A 22,737-nucleotide genomic window follows, 5' to 3' on the forward strand; every position below is an offset into this window, starting at 1 on the left:
TGCATGTTCCTAGATGCAAGTAAGATGACTAACGGTTACGCAATGCGTTTACTGTATTTAATTTGTGCTGTCTCGTTATGAATTCGATTTTATCAAATGAGGCTTGTTCTTGGAGCAACTGAATAATTTGAGCATGTTCTTCCACTGATTTTCTAGCACGCTGCGGCACAAACGTAAAAGCAGAACGACGAAGCGTATCAATCTTGCTCATCACTTTTTTAATTTCTTCCTGTAAATACTCGTTTCCGCATTTTTCGCTGATGATATGATGAAACTGCCGATTGAATTGGCCAAACTGTTCAAACTCAAAAGCAATTAATGCCTCTTTCATCTGGTTGTTCAGCCCTTCTAGTTCCGCAAAATCCGCAGATGTCAAATACTTCGCAGCAAGTGCTGTCGCATATCCTTCAAGGACAGCTAATACAGACAAAGTATCCGCATATTCTGTTTCATTAATTGTACTGACAATCGCACCGCTATAAGGCTTATATTGGATAAGACCGTCAGACTCTAGCTGTCGAATCGCCTCCCTTACTGGAATAATACTTAATCCAAGTTCTTTTGCAATCTGATCGATGATGACCCGGTGACCCGGACCATACGTTCCATTAAGAATGCCGGAACGAATAAAATTATACGCGTGCTGTGTTTTGCTTATCGCTAGCTTTTTCATATCCTTATCATATATGAAATCATATATGATTTCAACAGAATTATCGCAAAAATCATATATGATTTCACAAAAAAACCTCACGTTTTATTCAAACGTGAGGTTTACTTTCATATTATTAGCAAAATCTCCGCTCTTACCACCGGTTTTCTTAGCCAGATAGGTCGGGCCGACAACCATTTCTTTGTCCATCGCTTTGCACATATCGTATATGGTAAGTCCGGTTACAGAAGCCGCGGTCAATGCTTCCATCTCCACACCGGTCATCCCTTTTGTTTTGACAGTAACTTCAATATACAGCGTATCTTTATTATTATCGGTAAAACGAATGTCTACCCCTGTCAATGCGAGGGGATGGCACATCGGTATCATATCGGATGTTTTCTTAGCAGCCATGATACCTGCCACCTGTGCGACCGCCAATACATCGCCTTTACTAATGCGCCCTTCTTTAATTCGAGTAAGCGTCTCCGGCTTCATGACGACCCTGCTTTTTACGACAGCGATTCGTTCTGTAACCTGCTTCTCGGTAATATCAACCATTCGGGCGCGTTGCTGCTCATTAAAATGAGTAAGCGATTCACTCATTTTCCTATCCTCCTATTTGCGACATTCGACGAACCGTCGGCGTATGAGATTGCGATTCCTTCGCCAACGCTTGGGCCATCTCATGATTTTCTGGTTTGGCATCAATCGCACGCAGGAATAAATTCTGAATAGCCTGCTCATCTCCTATTAACGGACGAACATTCCACTCATCATCCCAATACAGGCAAGGCTTGATATTTCCATCGGCTGTCAAGCGCAGACGGTTACAATTATCACAGAAGTGATCACTTACTGGATGAATCAGGCCAAATGTGCCAGAAGCACCTGGAATTCGGTAGTTATCCGCCGGTCCGTTTCCATATACATCTCCAGCAGGCTCATACGTATAACCCATCTGCTTCACACGCTCAAAAACAGTATCAAGCGAAAGATAATGCTTGCGCCAGCCATCATCATTATGACCAATCGGCATGTATTCAATAAACCGAATCTGCAGCGGCTTGTCTAACGAGAGACGAATGAAGTCTTCAATCTCATCATCATTCTGCCCCTGCATAAGCACAACATTTAGCTTAATCGGAGAAAAACCAACGCGCACAGCGGCATCTAGTCCAGCAAGCACACGCTTTAGACTTCCGCCGCGTGTAATGAGCGCAAAGCGATCCGAACGAAGCGAATCAAGACTAACGTTCACACGAGTCACACCCGCTTCTTTGAGCGCGTCCGCTTTTTGTGCGAGAAAGATTGCATTGGTGGTTAACGCGATATCTTCAATGCCCGGAATTGCGGACAGCATAGCGATTAATTTTTCAATTTCCTTGCGAACGAGCGGTTCACCGCCGGTCAGACGCAGCTTGCGTACACCCATTTTGGCGACAGCTGCAACCACTTCAGCAATTTCTTCATACCGAAGAATGTTCTCACTCGGTTCGAACTCCATTCCTTCTTCCGGCATACAGTAGACACAGCGCAAATTGCAGCGGTCAGTGACCGAAATTCGCAAATAATCATGGACGCGGCCAAATCTATCAACCAATTTTTTCATAAAGCACGCATCTCCTTAACTCATTTTTTCGAGTCTCATTAGTATACTATAATTTTGCTTACATTGGAAATATATGAACAGTGAAGAATGTGCAGCATGCGGATGTCAAAAGCCTCCGTCTTGCACCCGTGGGCTTCTCCCCCAAAACATGATACAATATAAGGGAAATTCGAGAGAATGGGAGCATCTCATGATAGATACACGTTATTCAAGACAATTGTTGTTTGCCCCAATCGGCAAAGCAGGACAAGAAAAATTGGAAATAAGCCGAGTAACCATCGTAGGCGCAGGCGCATTAGGTGCGGTACTGGCAAATCATATGGTGCGGGCCGGCGTAGGATACGTACGAATTATTGATCGGGATTTCGTGGAGATGAGCAATCTCCAGCGACAAATGCTATATGATGAAGAAGATGCGGCCAATCATATACCCAAGGCCGCCGCTGCAGCAGAAAAGCTGAAGCGAATCAACAGCCGGGTAACAATTGAGCCTGTTATTGCTGATATTACAGCAGTGAATGCCGAAGAGCTGCTTACAAACTGTGACCTCATCCTTGATGGAACAGATAACTTCGCCATTCGTTTCCTCATTAATGATGTAGCAGTTAAACATAACATTCCGTGGGTGTATGGAGGAGTAGTCAGTGCTAAGGGAATGTTCACGGCTATCCGACCGCATATCACCCCATGCCTCCGCTGTTTTATTCCAGAGCCACCAACCGGAGGCGAGACATGTGATACGGCGGGTGTTATTGGACCGATCATCCATATCGTCGCTTCATATCAAGCTGTCGAAGGGCTTAAGCTGCTCGTTGGTGATGAGAAAAGCTACAATCCAAATCTTGAGCACATGGAAGTCTGGCGCAATATGCATACCCGAATGAATATGTCGAATAAACGAAACCCGAATTGCCCAACCTGCGGAAAAGGTCACTTTACTTTCCTTGAACTATCGGGTGATGAAGATACGATCACCTCCCTTTGTGGACGTGACAGCGTACAGATTAGCCCTACGCAAGATCAAAAGTTGAACTTAGAGGTTATGGAGCAACGGCTCGCACGACTTGGGGATGTAGAGCGAAACAAATTTCTTTTGCGTTTTCATACAGAAGACTATGTCCTCGTCATCTTTCCAAATGGGCGTGTGGTCATTCAAGGAACGGATGATATTACCATGGCTCGTTCACTTTATGCAAGATATATCGGCTCATAGTTCATACAAAAGGCACGCGCTCACAGGGAAGCGCGTGCCTTCTTTATGTTTTTACTCGTGCATTCGCAGTACTTCGATTCCATGATGCTGCATGAATAAGCGCCAGGACCACTGACTGTTTTCTTCCTTGCTCTGTTCAAAATTTTCTTCCAGTTTCTTTTTCATCACATCTACGCCATCTTTGTTAATCAATGCGTACGGTCCGATCACGCGATAGGCGAAGCCTACTTTTGTAAGACGCGCAAACAAATATTGTCCGATCATAAACTCGCTGCGCACCTGCTCCCGATCTCCTAGCGCTACGTCAACCATCTCTTCACCCCATACATCGATGAGTCGATACCCTTCCTCCCACGCTTCCTCTACACGATATACAGACGGGTAGGCGGCCATCCAATGGGCAGCGAGGTGGAGTTCTTGTTCCGGCAGGTCTGTATCCGGATCAAGCAGATACTTCTCGATAAGCCGCTCACCTTTGATATTCTGATATTCAAGCAGCAGCCAAATACCGTACTGTGCCTCCCAGAACGGCGTCAACAGCGCTTCTGGAGACAGGTTAACCTTGCTACGAAATACGTGCTTTGCCCGCACTTTTTCCCGCAGATTCAATGCGTGGCACGCGTATTCACGAAGTTTATCCATTAAATGCTCATGCAACTCATTAAATGCTCGCTGTTTCGCTTCTCGTTCAGCAAAGAAATCGACAAGAACCGGAGATCCATCCTCATTTTGCAAGACGCTTCAACTCCTTACTTTACGAGTGTTTGCTTCTAGTATACCACGAAACCGCTGGCATTCGATATGATGTCATCTAGCATCCTTATTGAACAATTCCTCATACTCAGCCATCGTCAAAAATACATCACGCGGCTTAGAATTACCTGTCTGCCCAGAGATAAACCCTTTCTCCTCCATCATATCAATCAAACGGGCAGCACGATTATATCCCACCTGAAAATTCCGCTGCAGAAGCGAAGCCGATGCTTGACCGTTCTCTACACAAAAGCGGACAACTTCAGCGAATAACTCATCCGTATTCTCAGACATCATCGCCTGCGTCAAATCTTCTTTTTCAAACAAATAATTCGGTTCTGTCTGTCCGCAAATCTGCGCTGTTACCGACTCGATTTCATCATCGGACACATACGGTCCTTGAAGGCGAACAGGCTTGGAACTTCCGCTCGACAAGTACAGCATATCGCCCCTCCCAAGCAGACGTTCTGCACCGTTCATATCAAGAATGGTACGGGAGTCGATCTGAGAGGATACCGAGAAAGCAATCCGGGTTGGTATATTTGCCTTAATTAAGCCTGTAATGACATCGACGGATGGACGCTGTGTTGCAACAAGCAGGTGAATACCGCAGGCCCGCGCTTTCTGGGCAATTCGACAGATAGCCTCCTCAACATCATGTGGGGCTACCATCATTAAGTCGGCTAATTCGTCAATAATGATGACAATGCTTGGCATGAGGTATTCCTTGTCGTCCGGATATGCGCGCCGCATCAAATCATTATAACGAGAAATATCACGTGCACCGGCCTCAGCAAACTTCTCATATCGGCTGTCCATTTCCTGCACCGCCCATTTGAGTGCAGCAGTTGCTTGCTTTGGATCTGTAACAACCGGCGTAACAAGATGCGGCAGGTGATTATACGGCGCAAGTTCCACCACTTTTGGATCAACAAGCAGAAGCCTTACCTGATCCGGTGTTGCTTTGTACAACAAGCTCAAAATAATCGAGTTAATACATACGCTTTTTCCTGAACCGGTTGCACCGGCAATCAGACCGTGCGGCATTTTGGCTAGATCAGCCAAGATCGGCTCGCCGCCAATATCCATACCAAGCGCTACGGTAAGCGGAGATGCTGCTTCCTCAAATGCTTTAGATTCAAGAATAGAACGTAAAAATACCGGTTCGCTATGCTCATTCGGCACTTCGATGCCCACCGCAGAACGGCCTGGTATCGGAGCCTCAATCCGAACATCACGGGCAGCCAAACTTAACTTAATATCATCAATCAGATTCGTGATTTTATTAACTTTTACACCGGGTGCTGGCTGGATCTCATAGCGGGTTACGGTCGGCCCTCGTACGGCCCCGATGACTTCTGCATTCACATTAAAGTTATGCAGCGTAGTTGCCAATACTTCACGCTGGCGATTCGTATGTTCTGTATCCTCAGTCTGTACATTTGGTGGAGCCATCAACAAAGATAGCCCAGGCCGCTTATAGATTCCATCTATTGGTGCAATCGGTGTCGGCATTGCAGTAGACGGTCCGCTCCATTGGGGCGGCTCCGGCTGTACGGGCTTCTCACGCATAGGTTGTATACTAAAGTTTGAGAGAAGCCGCTGGTCGCCTGTTGACTCTACTTTTTGCTCTAGCAGCATCGGTGCTGGTGCTGGCTCTTCTTTCTTCTCAATGAGCTCAGCAGCAGGCTCCCATCTTGAAGAACGGTCTGCAATTATCTGCTGTGGTTGCGGTTGCGGCGGCATCTCTCTTTCCATCCTTGCTATACGTTCATCCGCCTCCGTAGAAGGCAAGCGTTCTTCTTCTCCCTTAATTGGAAAAGACTCCTTCTCTTCTACTGGCATATGCTTCTCTTGGAGTTGAGCATCATTTACTTCTATCTTTGTCTGCTGTTTAAATTCCATTGGATGGATTAGTGTATTAAACGCCTGTTCTCTTGGTATCTCTTCTTTAATAGGTTCGTCTTCTTCCATTTCTTCCGGACGCTTACGTCCATAAATAGGTGAAATGATCTCTGTCGGTCGAAACGGTCGCTTATTCTCCCCTATCTTACGCGGTGCTTCTCTTCGCCCCTCTTTTTCTTCATGCGGCGTCTTAGCCGGATAAGAGGCGGGCTGCACAGGAACCTGCTGCTCTCTGCTCGTATTCTCCTCCGCATCCTTTGCTCTCATATGCTGTTGAATCGGAATGTCATCAGGAATAAGCGGAAAAGGAAAATTGCCTCTCTCCCGCTTCCGTTTAGACAGAGTACGGGCATTCACAGAAGCCCCTTGATCGGTATGATTGACTTTCTTATATTTGGAAGCTTTACGCCTCTCTACATCTCTTTCAACCGTCTGCTTCGGATAAATATTGGCTGTGCGGATTGTCAGGTGTTTACCTGAGACTGGAATTGGAGCAACCTGCGGTTCGAGCTGTTCATATTCTTCTTCATACGTTTCGACTTCCGCTTCTACGTTGCGTTCTTTTTCCTTATGTACATAGTCTTCCGCCAGGAGCCATTCTTTGAATCGTTCAAGCCATTCTTTCAAAGCGCCTCTTCCTTTCTTTCTCCGCTTCTTTCGCTTCTTCCTTACTTAACAAAACGCCGAACCGCCCGTTGCAAAAAGCGGCCTATTTGTATCATCACTTATTGTATTGTAGCACGATTTCGCGTTTTGGACAGGTACATAAGAAGTCGAAAGAATCCGCTCTATTTTCTAAATATAAAACTATCATGTATAATTAACGTATAATAAAGTTACAAGGAAAATCCCAATCGGATATTGTCAATCATGTATGTGTTATATAGCTAGAAAGGGTTTAACATATGAAAAACTCACAAGGAAAATATAATATTAAAGCAGTTTCCCATCTGGTCGGCATCACCACCCATACACTGCGCGCCTGGGAGCGACGTTACGGCATGATTGAACCGCAGCGAACAGAGTCGGGGCATCGTCTCTATACTGAAGAGGACGTGGCTACCCTGCACTGGCTCAAAGAACAAGTAGAGAAGGGACTTCATATAAGCAAAGCCGTTGAAATTCTTAAGGCACGGCAGCAGGGGCAATTACACGTTCATCCGAGTACTCTTCCCCCTTCTTTGGAGCAGGAAAAAGAAGCGCTCCCACTTATCAAAAAACAACAGGAGAGACTCATTAAAGCTCTTCTTTCTTTTCAAGAAGCGGAGGCCCATGCAATTATCGACCAATCCATGGCCTTATGGCAGCCGGATGATGTACTTCACCACATTATCCTTCCTGTATTTATTGAGATTGGCGACCGCTGGGAATGCAATACCATTACAGTAGCACATGAGCACTATGCGAGCCACCTGTTGAATCAGCGCATTCAGCAGCTTTTCCGCTATACTAAGGTCAATCCAGCCATGCCACGAGTTTTGACAATGGCCGGACCTGAAGAGCAGCATACGATTGGAATTACGCTTTTCTCACTTTTCCTGCGCCAGCATAGTCTTGATGTGTATTCTCTTGGCGCCAATACGCCGCTTGATAGCGTACGCCAGATTATTCCTGAACTTATGCCGCAGATCATCTGTATTTCCATTACCCTTGAGAAGAATATTCCAAATCTCATTCGTTTAATTGAGGACATTCATACTACGAATCCTTCAATTATGTTCGGCGTGGGCGGAAGAGCGATGGACAGTCACAACTTGCCCCAGTCCCTTAAATCATATTATATTGGAAATACAAGAAAAGAATGGGAAAAATGGCTGCGTCGAATTCTCACCACATAAACATAAAAATGGAGAGGGGAGCGTCCCAATGAAAAAACGATGGTCCTGGCTTTTATTATTTGTATTGTGCATCATGTCGCTTGTAGGCTGTACAGAGTATGGTACGAAAACCGTCGAATCCGTTACTGACCAAGAATTCAAAGCGTCCTACGAGTCATACAATAAGACCGTAACAAAGAAAATCCCTGCTATTCCAGATAGCGCACTCGCCATTCAAGTCCAGGAACTCCAATTCAAAAAAGGAAAGGTAACCATTACCGTTACCGCACCAAATGGAAAAAAAGCATTCGAACATACTTTTGAACCCGGTACATACCAGGATGGCTATGCTGTTCATCTCGATCAGAAAGGCGACTATGAAATGGCCTTTGCATTTGAACATGTAGAAGATGGAAAACACCTGATTACTTGGGAGACGGATTAACAAACATAAAAGACGCTATCGCATGCGATAGCGTCTTTTATTGTATGTACGTGACGGAGAAGGAGGGATTCGAACCCTCGCACGGCATAACCCGTCTACTCCCTTAGCAGGGGAGCCCCTTATAGCCACTTGGGTACTTCTCCATACCTTATGTATTCATTGTCACCACAACGATATTTAAGAATTTACCATATCCCTATAAGCTGTGCAAGTATTTTTTCGAACATTTCCTTTTTCTCCAGCAAAATGATCTGTCCGCCTGCTTTACATCTCGGTCATTTATCACTATCATTAGGGGAACCCTTATGCGATACACACTAGAGTTCTCATATCGTTCATCGGCTTATTTCTTTCAGTTGTCAAAATTTGATCGGCTCAATTCAGATATGATCTCATATAAATTGAAAGAGGTGTAAGCAATGTATAAAGATTTTATCAGGGTCAAAGATACAGAAGGCACACTCCTACTCTCACACAAAAACGGGAAGTTAGGATGCAGCGTAACTACAAAAGAGATTATTCTCCAACGTCCCCACTGCACATACCAAATTCTTTTTGACCATATTATCAGCATGGTTCCACATACGATAAAAACAAAGCATATCATGATGCCCACGCTCGGTAATACACAAGAGCAGGTCAGCACCACCTTTGCCTCTTCCTACTATAAAATACGGACCAAACATGTGCGCATTCATAATCGTTCTGGCATTTATGAAAAAGGAGAGACGGAATTTATCGTACCGTTACATGAACTTTTCCTTGATTATTTCGCTCGCTACAGTACATTAACTGTCGTACAATAAATACACCTAAAGGGGCTTCCCAATAACGTATGGGTCAGCCCCTTGTTTTTATATACTCTTATCCTTCCGCTCCATTCGAAAGCCTATACTGAGGAGTCGGGTGAGAAGGCTTGGCTGCTACGGTGTCTGCTGCTCTGGCCAGTTGGCACAGCACATTGGTTATTGACTGTTCATTCATATATTCAAGCTTTATGAACACACGCCCCGAATTCGTCGTTACATAACGTGGCGGCAGCCCGTTCATCATGATGGCATAAATATCTCCCTTGCACTGTTCACACTTACAGGGAATCGCTAAACGGTCCCAATGTTCCTGCAGTACCTCCCATGCTACCTCTTCTAAAATATTTATAACCTTCATCTCTCTCCCTCCCCTTCTACACTATTATAATATATTTCTGCAAATTCCTGCTTAATTCCTACAATAAAACCCATTTTTCAATAAAAAGTAAAAAGTCCTGCGGTTCATATGACCCACAGGACTTTCAAGTTCTAAGCAATTGTATTTATTATGTTTGTTTACCTTTTGAGTTTGCCGTGACAAATAATATAAGCGCAACCGCAAGGAATGCAATAAGGGAAACGAGCGGGCCGAGGAATGGATTCTCTGGCAGCACGATTCCTGCCGACACAGCAATCGCAATCATAATACCCATGAGCGCCTCACCGGCAATGAAACCAGACGATAAAAGAATACCTCGCTCTAGCTTGAGCTTGCGTACCTCTTCTTTCTTCTCACGGCGTTCAATCATCCCGCGAATCAAGCCGCCAAGCATGATCGGCGTACTCAAATGAATAGGCAAATACAATCCTACCGCAAACGGAAGGGAACCGATTCCCATCAACTCAACCAATGCCGCTGCTGCCATACCGATGAATACAAGGGTCCACGGCAGATTACCATCCATAATACCTTCGACAACCATCATCATTAGTGTAGCCTGAGGTGCCGGGAGGTTTTTGGAACCAAATCCATAGGCCTGGTCAAGCAGCGTCAGCACAGAACCAATCGTTAAACTCGTAATAAATACACCGTACATCAACGCATACTGCTGATACTTCGGCGTAGCGCCTACGAGAAAAGCGGTTTTCAAATCTTGGGAGGTATCGCCAGCCATCGCTGCAGCAATACAAATAACGGCACCGATTGTAATCGCTGCGATCATCCCCGTCTGTCCGCTGAAATCCATCAGCTTGAGGATGAGGGTAATTAGAATGAGAGCAGCAATTGTCATCCCAGATACCGGATTGGAGGAGCTTCCGACAATTCCGACAATACGGGATGAGACTGTTACAAAGAAGAAACCAAACAGCATTACGAGCAAGGCTCCCGGAATGCCAATATGAATGCCTGGGAAAAACGCAAGAACAGAAATAAGAATAATAACAAGCCCGATAATATATGGCAACGGCATATCCTGCTCCGTACGAAGCACGCCTGCCCCATTGCTGCCTCGTGTACTGTTAAATCCTTTCATTGCAATGGTGAAAGAAGAAGCGATCGTAGGCATCGCCTTAAATAAGCTGACAATCCCACCAAACGCAACCGCACCTGCACCGATATAGCGTAAATAATTGCTCCAAATATCCCAAAAGCCAAGCTCGCTAATTGGCGAGGTTGCCGGGAAAATCGGACTGGGTGCAAACGCACCAAAGTAGCTAATAAGCGGGATCAAACCCAGCCAACCAAGCACAGCACCGGCCAGCATGTATCCGGCGATACGCGGACCGATAATAAAGCCGACACCAAGCAGAGATGGCAGTGTATCCATACCAACGGCTGCATTTTTGAAGCCGCGAATCGTCGTTTCAATCTCAGATGGAAATGCTTTAATTCCATCAGCGATAAACTTGAACAACGCGCCAATTCCAAGCCCGCTGAATACCAGCTTCGCCAGTCCTCCGCCTTTCTCCCCTGCGATAAGTACTTCTGCACAAGCCGTACCTTCAGGATATGGTAATACCCCGTGCTCTTTGACAATCAATGCTTTACGCAATGGAATCATCATAATAATACCAAGAATACCACCTGCAAGAGCAATGAATGCAATTGTAGTGAGGCTTGGCTGCAGCTTCCAAATAAATAAAGCCGGTACCGTAAAAATAACACCAGCGGCCAATGATTCTCCAACGGATGTAATCGTCTGTACCGTATTATTCTCTAGAATCGAATTACGACGCAGAACTCCGCGCAGAATCGCCATCGAAATAACGGCTGCCGGAATGGATGCGCTGACTGTCATACCAACAATTAAGCCCAGGTATGCATTTGCCGCTCCAAACAAAATCGCAAGAACTCCGCCTAGAATGATCGCTGTCCATGTCATTTCTGGACGGTGTTCATTCGGTGGCACGTAAGGTACAAAACCGCTCGGGTTCTGCCCTTGTCCGGAGGCCGATTTGTTTTCCATAACTATTCTACCTCTTTCCTTAAAAATACTTGTTGCCTTGTTTTTGCGTCTTCTTTGTTTTTAGGGATGGTTACGCCCTAATCTTATGTTTACCCATTTTAACTATAAACGAAGTTAAAAAAAAATGTTAGCAACCCACTTATATTCATAACAAATGGAATTTTGGTAAATATACAATCTTCCCAAATAGTGATACAATGATAAAAATTTAAAATTAAGCAACATACAATAGTGGAGGGGTTTATAGTGGCAGAATTACGCAGCAATATGATTAAAAAGGGATTTGACCGTGCGCCGCACCGAAGCCTGCTTCGCGCAGCAGGCGTCAAAGAAGAGGATTTCGACAAACCATTCATTGCGGTATGCAATTCTTATATTGATATTGTACCGGGGCATGTTCATCTACAGGAATTCGGTAAGCTTGTTAAAGAAGCGATTCGTGAAGCAGGCGGTGTACCATTTGAATTCAATACGATTGGTGTAGACGACGGGATCGCAATGGGACATATCGGTATGCGCTACTCTTTGCCTAGCCGTGAAATCATTGCCGATTCCGTAGAAACTGTTGTTGCAGCCCACTGGTTCGATGGGATGGTATGCATTCCAAACTGCGACAAAATTACGCCTGGGATGATGATGGCAACACTTCGTCTGAATATTCCAACCATATTTGTAAGCGGCGGTCCGATGGCGGCTGGCAGAACGAGCGACGGACGCAAGATCTCCTTATCTTCTGTATTTGAAGGCGTTGGCGCACATCAAGCAGGTAAAATTGATGATAGTCAGCTACAGGAGCTAGAACAATACGGCTGCCCAACATGCGGCTCTTGTTCCGGTATGTTTACCGCTAACTCCATGAACTGCCTGGCTGAAGCTCTCGGTCTTGCACTGCCTGGCAATGGTACCATTCTTGCTACTGATCCAGAGCGCAAAGAGTTTGCAAAACGCACAGCAAAACAACTCATGGAGTTGATCAAGATCGACTTGAAACCGCGTGACATCGTTACGGAAAAAGCGATTGATAATGCATTTGCGCTCGACATGGCGCTTGGTGGTTCAACCAATACGGTTCTGCATACACTCGCACTTGCCCATGAAGCTGAAGTAGATTATCCGATCGAGCGTATTAATGAAGTGGCAGAGCGTGTACCGCACCTCTCTAAGCTTGCTCCTGCTTCCGATTGGCATATTGAAGATCTGCACCAAGCAGGAGGCGTATCGGCTGCACTCAACGAATTGTCGAAAAAAGAAGGCGCTCTTCACTTAGATACAATGACGGTAACTGGAAAAACGCTCGGCGAAAACATTGCCGGCCATGATGTGAAGGATTATAACGTCATCTACCCAATCGATAAACCTTATTCCGAAAAAGGCGGCTTGGCTGTCCTATTCGGCAATCTTGCTCCTGAAGGGGCAATCATCAAAACAGGTGGCGTACAAGGCGGTATTACACGTCATGAAGGCCCTGCTATCGTATTCGATTCGCAGGAAGAAGCGTTGGAAGGAATTGCAGGAGGGCAAGTTAAAGAGGGGCATGTTGTCATCATCCGCTATGAAGGACCAAAAGGCGGGCCTGGCATGCCGGAAATGCTGGCGCCAACTTCGCAGATCGTAGGCATGGGCTTAGGTACAAAAGTTGCTCTCGTGACGGACGGTCGTTTCTCTGGGGCATCCCGTGGTCTCTCCATCGGACATGCTTCTCCTGAAGCCGCAGAAGGCGGACCGCTCGCTTTTGTTAAGAACGGTGACCACGTTGTCATCGATATCGCCGCACGGACAATGGATGTACAAGTATCTGAAGAGGAATGGGCAGAGCGGAAAGCGAATTGGAAGGGCTTTGAACCAAAAGTAAAAACAGGCTATCTTGCCCGCTATTCCAAATTAGTTACTTCAGCAAGCACAGGCGGCATTATGAAAATTTGATTTTTTGCCGATACTAAAGATACATAGTTTGCCAAATTCTTGGCGCTATGTATCTTTTTTATTTCCTGTTAAGGGGGATAAACATGTCCTATATCGCTCGAATACTCAGTATATTTTTAGTGTTTTTTTATTTCCAATTATTCCCCCAGCAACCAGTGCAAGCCCCGCCCAGTCTGCCTGAGCCCTTCTATGAAGTGATCGGAGTGCCGACAGGGCTAACACAAGAGCAGATGCGCAGGCAGCTACAAACATACATAGAGCGCAAAGATCCGGTTACAAAAAATAAGAGCATCATTGTGGGCGTACCGCAAACCCTAGCTTTGCCCGCCTATGTTCCGCTTCCATTCTATCAACCGGATTTCCTCGCTTATATTGCAGATACGAACGGAGGGATTCAATTTTTTGATCCGTCCTGTTCGTGCAATGACAATCCAGAGATAAAGCGAATTAAAGACACAATCACACAGCAACGCACAAGGCTTGAGCAGCTTCTTATTGTCCGCAGTGCACTGTACAACTACTACATCCATAACAAGAAGCTTCCCAAGAAACTCGAGGAGGTGGCTGGCGCTTTTCCAGCCAATTATTTATCTCGTATTCCATTCACACAAGCTGCGCATAGTAAAGCCATACCCGCGCTGCATAAGACCGGTATCATCTATCAACCGGAGCGCCTCTCTTCTAAAAAACTGTGGGAATCAATGAGCGATGTACTGTACAGTGGGGATGCAGCAGAACCCCCCGTCAAATTACAACCATTAGAAATTACCGTCTATCAATCATCGTTTCGTATGATCGTCCAAAGCGGACCGTATGCTGTCCGCTCCTATCCTATCGGCTTGGGTGCAGAACAACGGACACCACTAGGCTTGTATACTATTAAACAAAAGGTAAGCAATCCGGTATCCGAGAACAACGTATACGGAACACGCGGACTTGTGCTAAATGATACAGCATATGCTATCCACGGTACGAACAACCCGAACTCTATCGGCAAAGCCGTCTCTATGGGTTGTATCCGCCTCTCCAATGCTCACGTCGAAGAGCTCTTCAGTATGGTACCGATTGGAACGAAAGTCAATATTAAAGCAGGCGCAGCCCCCGCACTACAGCAGCCAAATGCACCCGCTTTTACTATCAAGCCTCGTATAAACGAAGAAAATCCGCATTACGTCTATAACTGGAAACAGTAACGACGATGCTGCATCGATGTATGCGATGCAGCAATGCGGACAACATACGTTGATTATTTGCAAATCCCATGACGATGTGCGTAAATGGCTGCTTGCGTACGATCTTCTACACCGAGCTTGCTTAAGATATTGCTTACATGTGTTTTTACGGTTTTAATACCAATATAAAGTTCCTCGGCAATCTCCTGATTGGATTTCCCTTCTCCGAGCAGACGCAGCACTTCTAACTCACGATTCGTACACTGCTCATGCAGTGGAGTTTCTTCCGTAGTCCGCTGGCGAAAACGCGACATAATTTTCCCTGCTACCTGGGCTTCAAGCACAGGCTGGCCTCTATACGCTTGGCGAATAGCCTGGGCAATTTCGGGAGCGCGTGCCGTCTTGAGCAAGTAGCTGAATGCACCTGCTTCAATGACCGGGTACACCTTCTCATCATCGATAAAGCTGGTCAGCACAATTACCTTGCCTTCAGGATGAATCATTTTCATTCGTCGGGTCGTCTCAATCCCGTCCATTCCGTCCATGACAAGATCCATCAGAATCACATCCGGCTTAGTCTGCTCTGCAATTTTCAGTCCCTCTGCCCCGCTTCCCGCTTCTCCGACCACCTCAATCTCATCTTCTGTGGACAAAAAAGCGACCAATCCCATTCGTACCATCTCATGGTCATCAATCAACAATACTTTAATCCCTTCGCTCATGATATCTCCTCCGCCTTCCATCCCTATCCAACAAACGGAACCGTTACTTCAATCATTGTTCCACGTCCCGGAGCCGAAGATACGACAAGCACGCCACCGATCTCGGCCACACGCTCTTCCATCAGCTTCATGCCATATGATGATGACTTTTTCTCCTCGCCTTCCGCAAAACCTACGCCGTCATCCGTTATTTTTAGACGCAATTGATTATTCATCTGTACAAGCTTAATCTCAAGTGCCGTCGCTTTTGCATGACGCAACGCATTAGAAAGCGCCTCCTGCATAATACGGAATAAGTGATCCTCTATTCCCTTTGATAAAGTAGGAACATCGGCAATCTGCCATGTAATGGCGAGAGAATGTTTTGTCTGTAATTCAATGAGCAGGCCTTCCATTCCTTCACGCAATGACTTCCCTTCTAGCTGTGTCGGTCTAAGATGTAGAAGCAGCGCCCGCATCTCTGACTGTGCGGCCGCCGCCATCTCTTCTACAAGTTCAATCTGGCGGCTCGCCTTCTCTGGATTCTGGCTTATCGTCCGTCTGACTGCTGCCATTGTCATCGAAATAGCAAAAAGCTGCTGACTAACCGCATCATGCAGCTCACGCGCCAAACGCTGTCTCTCTTCGGTAACTGCTGACTGCTTCACCTGTTCAGTCAACTCTGCATTATGAGCAGACAGCCGCTGCAAGGAAAGAACCTGCTGTTGAAACCGAATTGTCATTTCATTCAACCGTTCACCGAGCATGCCCACTTCATCTTCTCCTAAATACGGAACACGAGTGGATAAGTTTCCACGCTCAATCATCATTGCAGATTGCAATAAAATCTCTACACGTTTTTTCATCAGATTACCATATATATAGCCAACGCTTGTACCAATAAGAGAAGCGGTTATACATAAGAATACTAGCATAAGTACAGCAAACAACATGCCCGGAAAGACAGGAAGCTGCCAATCAAACTTGTGAAGCAGCCATTGGCGCAGCTTCGGCACTTCCGTCATCTCATACCAGATAAAGAAAAATACGACACTCCCCACACATACAGCGCCGACACTGCCCCACAGAGACTGCCGCATGAACTGCCATTGGATATTCGCCAACTTACGTTCCGACACTTTACTCCTCCCCTATAGCTGAATGACGTCTATATCGCCTATAAGCAGGCTCACCACAAGCCGAACCCGCTTGCTTGAATCCTTGTAGCCTGAGGTAGAAAGCGTCATGCTGCGGTTAATTCCTCCCTGCTTGTTTCCAAATACATCGATATCACCAAGATTAATCGTAGCCGTCAGCGAAATAGCGAGATCATATGGAACATAAACATCTACATCGCCTATCCATCCATTAATAATAATGACGGTCTCCCCATCTGGAATGTGTGCACGTGATAAGTCAATTTTTACATCGCCAATGCCATGCCATACATTCATGTTCTGCAATTCCCATCGGCTGCCGGTCAAGAATAGATTACCAATTAAGGAATGCTTATGCTGCGGAGAATGAAGCGAATACATATGGGTAAACGTCTTCTTATTCTCTCCTGCATGATTTGCTTCTCTCTCCTGACCTGAAGAAGTGAACGGCTCCGGCTCATTTCGCTGTTTATACGATGGATTGATCTCAATTTCCTTACTTTTTCCTCTAATTAAGCGATACCCAAAGTAAATGAACAGCACGGCAAGGATAAGACCGATCACACGGCCCGGATCAATGCCTAACCAATAGGATAAAAAGCTGGTAAGGCCAATAAATAACAGAAATCCACTGCTAACCCGCTTACCTCGCTGCAAAGATTTCAAACCAAAATATAAAAACAGAAACGGAAAGAGGCCTGCGGGGTTGAAATCTTTCAGCCCCATCATGTCAAATAAAATACCAATGCCCGCAAAAATAATCGTAATGCCGAGCAAATATGAAAGCAAACGTGATCCTCTCGCCACTTCTTCACCTCCTGCAATAGACAAAAACAGCTATAGCCATCATACATACTATAGCTAATAGGAACGTCTATTTCACCTTCTCTTATCGTAACCAGCTTACTGCTTGAGCAAAACTGGCTATGGGTTGGTTTCATCTCCGCCCCAAGACGGAGATTACTCTTCTATAACTATAATTAAAAAAACCATGGTTTGCCAACTGCATCCCATAAAATAAATGGATACGATAGCTTACCATGGTCAGTTATTTATTTTGTAATCTCTTGTGTCGGAACACTGCTGCAGCTCGTCTGACAACTTTTTTTCACAGCGCAGCTTGCACATTGTCCTTTTTGGCTTTTCTTCACGAAGCGGAACAGCGACCATCCTGCATAGCCGAAAATCCCGGCCCCAAGTACAATATTGACGATCATTGAAATCTCTCCCTTCCTACCTAGAATCCAAGCAGCTTGCCGCCCTGATAGATGACAAGTGAAATCAAGTAGGCAATAACCAGTGCATAAATGATTGAGAACCACATCCAACGCGCAGAGCCTGCTTCCTTACGAATAACACCGACGGTAGCAATACACGGTACATACAGAAGAATAAATGCCATAAAGCTGTATGCCTGCAATGCCGTAAAGTGTTCAGCAAGCAGCCCTTGCAACGCTGCTGTATCCGGAGCCACATAGATGATATTCATTGTAGCTACGACTACTTCCTTAGCAAGAAATCCGGTTAAAAGCGCTGCGCCTGCTTCCCATGTACCAAAGCCAATCGGCGCAAACAGCGGAGCAATTGCGCCACCAATCAGCGCAAGGAAGCTATCCTTCATCTCTACGTCAAGTCCTGCCGGGCCTGCATAGCTTAAGAACCAGATGACGACCGAACCGGCAAAAATCAACGTACCTGCTTTACGAATAAATCCTTTGCCTTTTTCCCACGTACTACGAAGGAGCGTACGTCCCTGCGGAATACGATATGGCGGCAATTCTACAAAAAACATCGAGCCTTCGTACTTAAGCAGCGTACTTGAAAAAAGCTTTGCCAAAAGAAGCGCTACCACCACGCCAAGCACATACATGGATAATACAATAAGCGCTTGATTCTGAACAAAGAAAATACCGACAAATATGCTGTAGACAGGTAGGCGGGCTGAGCAGGACATAAGCGGTGTCAGAAGAATTGTCAAAAGTCTCTCCTTCGGCTGTTCAATCGTCCGTGCTGCCATAACACCGGGTACATTACACCCAAAACCGATAATCATCGGAATGAATGCTTTTCCGTTTAATCCAATCGCCTGCATAATCCGGTCCATAACCATGGCTACACGAGCCATATAACCGGAGTCTTCAATAACTGAAATTAAGAAAAACAGAATAAAAATCTGCGGAATAAATACGAGCACGCCGCCAACTCCGGTCACGATCCCATCGAGTACAACGGCACGGATAAACTCTGAGGCCCCGACCGCTGTTAGCATGGAATCAAGCGTATCTGTTAACGTACCTCCAATGAAGCCGTCCAGCATATCAGATAGCGGTACACCCAGCCAGTCAAACGTAAGCTTAAATGTTAAAAACATCAGAAGCAAAAAGATCGGAATACCGAGCCACTTGTGCGTCACAATCTGATCAATGCGCTCTGAGAATGTATAGTCTACTTTTTTTGTACGAGTAACAACCTGCTTGCCAATATCAGAAATAAAACGAGTACGCACATGGCGGATATAGTGTGACAATGAAGCCATTCCGCTTTCGCTTCGAATGGTCATCTCCGTTTTGGCATGCAGCTCAGTCAAACGCTGCGTCTCAATATGTGCCGCCAGTCGTTCTTTTACAAGTGCATTTCCTTCGAAAAATTGCAATGCCACCCAACGCTTCGGAAGAGGATAGGAAGCCGGGAGTAGCGTGCTTACTTCTTCGATCGCTTTTTCAAGCACGGAACCGTAATCGATATGCAGCGGTTCGCTTTTTTGCTCCGCATTCTCTGCTAGAAAACCAGCCAACTCGTCACACCCTGTACCGTTGCGAGCTACGATTGGCAGAACCGGGACATTAAGCAGAGCAGCAAGCTTATTTTCATCGATAATATAGCCGCGCCCTTTCGCCACATCTACCATGTTCAGACCGATAACGACAGGCTTTCCATATTCCAGCAGTTGTACGGTTAAATACAGATTCCGCTCAAGCTGTGAAGCATCTACAATATTCAAAACGGAAGAGAACTCTTCTGAAAGCAGGAACTGTGTCGCTACTCCCTCATCACGAGAAAGAGGATTCAGCGAGTAGATGCCCGGCAGATCAATAAGCTGTCCACGCTTATTCTTCAACACGCCTACTTTCTTCTCAACCGTAACGCCAGTCCAGTTCCCGACATATTCATACGAACCAGTAAGAATGTTAAATAATGAGGTCTTTCCGGTATTTGGATTACCAGCTAACGCTACGTTCATCATATCGCTTCCACCCGGATAGCGCTTGCTTCACGACGGCGAATTCCAATCCACTGACCTCCTGCTTCCAATGTCAGCGGACCGCCAAAAGGCAGCATACGCTTCACACAGACGACCGTGCCTTCCATAACACCCAGATCCAGCAGGCGACGGCGCACATTATCTTCCATGTTTTCTGTGCCGATAATTTTTGCTTTTTTCCCCAGTTTTAATTCGGTTAAACACATACTACATCCCCCGATTCAGGTATTCTTTATCTTTTTCTATTGATATTAATTATCATTATTAAGTCGATTATACGTGAGAATGCTCCTTTCGTAAACTGCATTTTTCAAATATTTTTTTACAAAAAAAAGAAAACAAGCAGCAAACTGCCTGTCTTCTCTTTGTTTTGTTGTCTGTTATTGATTTTTTATACCGGACAAATGAAGCAGCTCCGCAAATACTGCGGCCATGTCCATATCCTGCATTCCGTGGTTTGAAGCTGATGTATACGACTGGTGTGCGGCGGCTGCGGCAGGGAGCACGCTGCCGGTTTTGTGTGCCTGTTCAAGCACCAAGCCAAAATCTTTTCGCATATGCTTCAGCGCAAAGGAAGCAGGATAGCTTTCCTTCAGCAACAGTTCTCGTTTGAAACCAAGCAGTGGAGTCGCCACGGCTGTTTGCTGCATCATCTCTATAATCATTCCACGATCAAGCCCGAGCTTCTCTGCCAAAACAAGCGATTCGCTAATTCCCTGCATTGTCATCCCAAGCAATAAATTGATAACCAGCTTAGCGCTTTCTCCACTTCCGTTCTCTCCAAAGTAGAAGCTTGCTTTGCCCATCGCTTGAAATACATCCTGCAGCTCGTCGAACGCTTCTTTGTTCCCGCCAACCAAAAGCACAAGATTGGCACTTTCTGCCGCATTTACACTGCCTGACACCGGCGCATCAAGCATTGTGATTCCAAATTCACTTGCCGTCTCCGCTAACATACGTGATGTATCCGGTGAAATCGTACTCATATCTATCAGCTTCGTCGGTGCCTCTATGTAATCAAGAATGCCTCCGTCACCAACCACCATCTTCTCAACTGCCTGGTCATCAGCAAGCATCGTAATGACCACATCTTTCTCGCGGATAGCATCTCCGAGTTCTTGCGCCACATTTAAGCCGTATTCCATAAGCGGAAGCGCTTTTTCATGCGTTCGGTTGTATACGGTTACATCATGACCAGCTTTATGAAGGTTTAGCGCCATAGGTACACCCATGTTACCCAAACCAATAAATCCAATTTTTTTACTCATTACTAACTGCCTCTCCTTTATTTTTCAGCTATCTGCTTCGACGTTATGCTTCTCAGTATAGCGCAAATTGTTTAGAAGAGGCATGAGCCAATTTGCCAAAGAAGTGAAAATGACGCATCTATGATTCAATATTGCAGATTTCTTGAAGAATATATGATTTTAAATCCACAATACGCGGCTTCTTAAAGCGCGCGACAGACTCATCAGTAATAATGAGTGAAATAAGGGAGTCCGTCTCATGTAAGGAACCATGACTTGCTCCCCCTCTGTGCACTGGATCGCTTTGGGTAAAGAATTCACACCCTGGCTCTGCTGTAGCAACAATCATCTCACCCTTTTGCGCATACAGCGCCCCATACAGACGCGAGAGAATGTCTGGATATTTTCCGAAAAAAATAACCGGCACACTATCCTCTGGATGCTCTCTGGCTACTGCATCGATCAGGGATAAATCACCTTCAATTTTCCATGTCTTTCCGAACTCATCCCGCATATCGCGACCCAATGCAAAAAAAAGCGTTTGTTTGCCATGACCCAGGCGCACGCCTTCTTTTTCCTTCCAGGCCAGCACATCAATACGCGGCTCTTCTAACAATCGCTTCACCACTTCAGCCTGGACGCTTTGCTGAAGCGGATAGAAATAGCAGGCACGCTCATTATTGCAGATAACAAGATCATCTTCCTCCGGCTTCACCTGCTCCATCCGGGCTATTTTCATTCCTTGAAGAAGCTGTTCTACATTAATTGTCGCCTCTATTTCCACACCGATCTTCGTCTGTCCGTGATCGCCGACCAGAATGAATCTGCATTCCTTACACGCTGCCTCTATCCCGCCAAAACTCTCTAACAACCGACTTATATGGCGATCCACTTTAGCGAGAATCTGGGGGCCTTGATCCGGCTTGCGATGATATGAGTAATCCATGTCTGGTAAATAAATCACACTTACCTGCGGCAGCTTCTTCTGACGCACAAGACGGCTAAAGGCACGAATCGCAAACGAGTCGTTTAGTCCGTATTTGTAAAAAATCGTATGGCTGCCATTCCAAGGCAGCGAACGCAAAAAGCTTGAATCAATAAAGCGGCCTATCGTACAAATTTCAGGACCTGTTACTTGATAGATAGGCAAACCGGCCAAAAATATGGCAGACAGGCCCGGCTTCTTCGTTCTATACACACGCGGGCCACGGTGCGAAGAAAAATTAATGGAGGCGGAGGTCTTTCCACGCTGTGCCAATTCCTCAAATAACGTAGATGTATTCTTGCTCAGATGTTTTTCGTTGAGTTCAACCAATACGTCTTTGGCACATTTCTTTATACCGACACGCAAGACCGATTTATTGCCATTAATATAATTGACTACCCGTTTCTCCGTACGTGAATACCAGACAAGTCCCGGTATCCCATGTACCTCTGAATACGCACCTGTGCTCAGTGAAGCATCTACATTTGCTGACATCGTAGGAAAAGCAGAGACGCAATTGTCCCAGTAAGCGCCGCGTTCCATCAATGCAGAAAGCGTGGGTACAAGCTGTGCCTGCCTAGCTTCCTGCAGCACATGCGGCATGAATGAATCCATTAGAATGAGCACAATTTTTTTACCCATCACTACTTCACCGCCTTTCCTCTCATTATGTTCA

At 45.8% G+C, this 22,737-nt stretch carries 21 protein-coding genes and 1 tRNA gene; 6 read left to right on the forward strand and 16 right to left on the reverse strand.

What is annotated here, in order from left to right:
• Nucleotides 1–28: 28 nt before the first annotated feature.
• The 3 genes from AB3351_RS10950 to moaA all read right to left on the reverse strand — a co-directional run bounded on the left by AB3351_RS10950 (nucleotide 29) and on the right by moaA (nucleotide 2,264).
• Complete coding sequence (locus AB3351_RS10950; RefSeq protein WP_371147187.1) at nucleotides 29–673, reverse strand: GntR family transcriptional regulator; 645 nt, start codon at nucleotides 671–673, stop codon at nucleotides 29–31.
• Nucleotides 674–757: 84 nt separating this feature from the next.
• Entirely contained in the window at nucleotides 758–1,258 is a 501-nt protein-coding gene (moaC, locus tag AB3351_RS10955) for a cyclic pyranopterin monophosphate synthase MoaC (RefSeq protein ID WP_371147188.1), read from the reverse strand.
• 4 nt (nucleotides 1,259–1,262) lie between these two features.
• Nucleotides 1,263–2,264 carry a GTP 3',8-cyclase MoaA gene (gene moaA / locus AB3351_RS10960; RefSeq protein ID WP_371147189.1) on the reverse strand — a complete coding sequence of 334 codons (1,002 nt, stop codon included), beginning with the start codon at nucleotides 2,262–2,264 and terminating at the stop codon, nucleotides 1,263–1,265.
• Nucleotides 2,265–2,454: 190 nt separating this feature from the next.
• Here moaA and AB3351_RS10965 point away from each other — a divergent pair, with 190 nt between their 5' ends.
• A complete protein-coding gene (locus AB3351_RS10965; RefSeq protein ID WP_371147190.1) occupies nucleotides 2,455–3,477 on the forward strand; it encodes a ThiF family adenylyltransferase in 1,023 nt (340 codons plus the stop codon).
• Between the two features lie 51 nt (nucleotides 3,478–3,528).
• Here the strand turns inward: AB3351_RS10965 and AB3351_RS10970 are convergent, their stop codons facing one another.
• Together AB3351_RS10970 and AB3351_RS10975 are read right to left on the reverse strand one after the other, a co-directional pair.
• On the reverse strand, nucleotides 3,529–4,212 hold the full coding sequence (locus AB3351_RS10970) for a hypothetical protein (protein WP_371147191.1): 684 nt from the start codon (nucleotides 4,210–4,212) through the stop codon (nucleotides 3,529–3,531).
• 72 nt (nucleotides 4,213–4,284) lie between these two features.
• Nucleotides 4,285–6,762 carry a DNA translocase FtsK gene (locus AB3351_RS10975; protein WP_371147192.1) on the reverse strand — a complete coding sequence of 826 codons (2,478 nt, stop codon included), beginning with the start codon at nucleotides 6,760–6,762 and terminating at the stop codon, nucleotides 4,285–4,287.
• Between the two features lie 278 nt (nucleotides 6,763–7,040).
• On the opposite strand from AB3351_RS10975, the gene AB3351_RS10980 reads away from it, so the two are divergent.
• On the forward strand, nucleotides 7,041–7,973 hold the full coding sequence (locus tag AB3351_RS10980; RefSeq protein ID WP_371147193.1) for a MerR family transcriptional regulator: 933 nt from the start codon (nucleotides 7,041–7,043) through the stop codon (nucleotides 7,971–7,973).
• A gap of 28 nt (nucleotides 7,974–8,001) precedes the next feature.
• Nucleotides 8,002–8,397 carry a hypothetical protein gene (locus tag AB3351_RS10985; protein WP_371147194.1) on the forward strand — a complete coding sequence of 132 codons (396 nt, stop codon included), beginning with the start codon at nucleotides 8,002–8,004 and terminating at the stop codon, nucleotides 8,395–8,397.
• A gap of 54 nt (nucleotides 8,398–8,451) precedes the next feature.
• Here the strand turns inward: AB3351_RS10985 and AB3351_RS10990 are convergent.
• Nucleotides 8,452–8,540, reverse strand: a tRNA-Ser gene (locus tag AB3351_RS10990).
• 276 nt (nucleotides 8,541–8,816) lie between these two features.
• Between AB3351_RS10990 and AB3351_RS10995 the strand changes: the two genes are divergently transcribed.
• Complete coding sequence (locus AB3351_RS10995) at nucleotides 8,817–9,203, forward strand: hypothetical protein (protein WP_371147195.1); 387 nt, start codon at nucleotides 8,817–8,819, stop codon at nucleotides 9,201–9,203.
• A 58-nt stretch (nucleotides 9,204–9,261) separates the two neighbouring features.
• On the opposite strand, the gene AB3351_RS11000 is transcribed toward AB3351_RS10995, so the two are convergent.
• Together AB3351_RS11000 and AB3351_RS11005 are read right to left on the reverse strand one after the other, a co-directional pair.
• Nucleotides 9,262–9,564, reverse strand: coding sequence for a late competence development ComFB family protein (locus tag AB3351_RS11000; protein ID WP_371147196.1), 303 nt, complete (start codon nucleotides 9,562–9,564; stop codon nucleotides 9,262–9,264).
• A 148-nt stretch (nucleotides 9,565–9,712) separates the two neighbouring features.
• Entirely contained in the window at nucleotides 9,713–11,614 is a 1,902-nt protein-coding gene (locus AB3351_RS11005; RefSeq protein WP_371147197.1) for an OPT family oligopeptide transporter, read from the reverse strand.
• Between the two features lie 246 nt (nucleotides 11,615–11,860).
• On the opposite strand from AB3351_RS11005, the gene ilvD reads away from it, so the two are divergent.
• Together ilvD and AB3351_RS11015 are read left to right on the forward strand one after the other, a co-directional pair.
• The gene (gene ilvD, locus AB3351_RS11010; RefSeq protein ID WP_371147198.1) at nucleotides 11,861–13,537 is read left to right on the forward strand and encodes a dihydroxy-acid dehydratase; all 1,677 of its coding nucleotides are present in this window, start codon (nucleotides 11,861–11,863) and stop codon (nucleotides 13,535–13,537) included.
• A gap of 83 nt (nucleotides 13,538–13,620) precedes the next feature.
• Nucleotides 13,621–14,730, forward strand: a complete 1,110-nt coding sequence (locus tag AB3351_RS11015) for a L,D-transpeptidase (RefSeq protein WP_371147199.1) — start codon at nucleotides 13,621–13,623, stop codon at nucleotides 14,728–14,730.
• A gap of 53 nt (nucleotides 14,731–14,783) precedes the next feature.
• Here the strand turns inward: AB3351_RS11015 and AB3351_RS11020 are convergent, their stop codons facing one another.
• The 8 genes from AB3351_RS11020 to AB3351_RS11055 all read right to left on the reverse strand — a co-directional run bounded on the left by AB3351_RS11020 (nucleotide 14,784) and on the right by AB3351_RS11055 (nucleotide 22,703).
• Nucleotides 14,784–15,431: a response regulator gene (locus AB3351_RS11020; RefSeq protein ID WP_371147200.1), complete on the reverse strand. Its 648-nt coding sequence runs from the start codon at nucleotides 15,429–15,431 to the stop codon at nucleotides 14,784–14,786.
• A gap of 23 nt (nucleotides 15,432–15,454) precedes the next feature.
• Nucleotides 15,455–16,549, reverse strand: coding sequence for a sensor histidine kinase (locus tag AB3351_RS11025; RefSeq protein WP_371147201.1), 1,095 nt, complete (start codon nucleotides 16,547–16,549; stop codon nucleotides 15,455–15,457).
• A 12-nt stretch (nucleotides 16,550–16,561) separates the two neighbouring features.
• Nucleotides 16,562–17,374, reverse strand: coding sequence for a cell wall-active antibiotics response protein LiaF (liaF, locus tag AB3351_RS11030; protein WP_371147202.1), 813 nt, complete (start codon nucleotides 17,372–17,374; stop codon nucleotides 16,562–16,564).
• 245 nt (nucleotides 17,375–17,619) lie between these two features.
• A complete protein-coding gene (locus AB3351_RS11035) occupies nucleotides 17,620–17,784 on the reverse strand; it encodes a FeoB-associated Cys-rich membrane protein (RefSeq protein ID WP_371147203.1) in 165 nt (54 codons plus the stop codon).
• A 20-nt stretch (nucleotides 17,785–17,804) separates the two neighbouring features.
• Nucleotides 17,805–19,811, reverse strand: a complete 2,007-nt coding sequence (gene feoB / locus AB3351_RS11040; RefSeq protein WP_371147204.1) for a ferrous iron transport protein B — start codon at nucleotides 19,809–19,811, stop codon at nucleotides 17,805–17,807.
• Nucleotides 19,808–20,035 (reverse strand): FeoA family protein, encoded by a 228-nt coding sequence (locus AB3351_RS11045; RefSeq protein ID WP_371147205.1) that lies wholly within the window; start codon nucleotides 20,033–20,035, stop codon nucleotides 19,808–19,810. Before AB3351_RS11045 ends, feoB begins: the two co-directional genes overlap by 4 nt.
• Before the next feature lie 174 nt (nucleotides 20,036–20,209).
• Complete coding sequence (locus AB3351_RS11050; RefSeq protein WP_371147206.1) at nucleotides 20,210–21,097, reverse strand: NAD(P)-dependent oxidoreductase; 888 nt, start codon at nucleotides 21,095–21,097, stop codon at nucleotides 20,210–20,212.
• Between the two features lie 118 nt (nucleotides 21,098–21,215).
• The gene (locus AB3351_RS11055; RefSeq protein ID WP_371147465.1) at nucleotides 21,216–22,703 is read right to left on the reverse strand and encodes an alkaline phosphatase family protein; all 1,488 of its coding nucleotides are present in this window, start codon (nucleotides 22,701–22,703) and stop codon (nucleotides 21,216–21,218) included.
• Between the last annotated feature and the right edge of the window lie 34 nt (nucleotides 22,704–22,737).

Source organism: Aneurinibacillus sp. REN35 (assembly GCF_041379945.2).
Lineage (GTDB): Bacteria > Bacillota > Bacilli > Aneurinibacillales > Aneurinibacillaceae > Aneurinibacillus.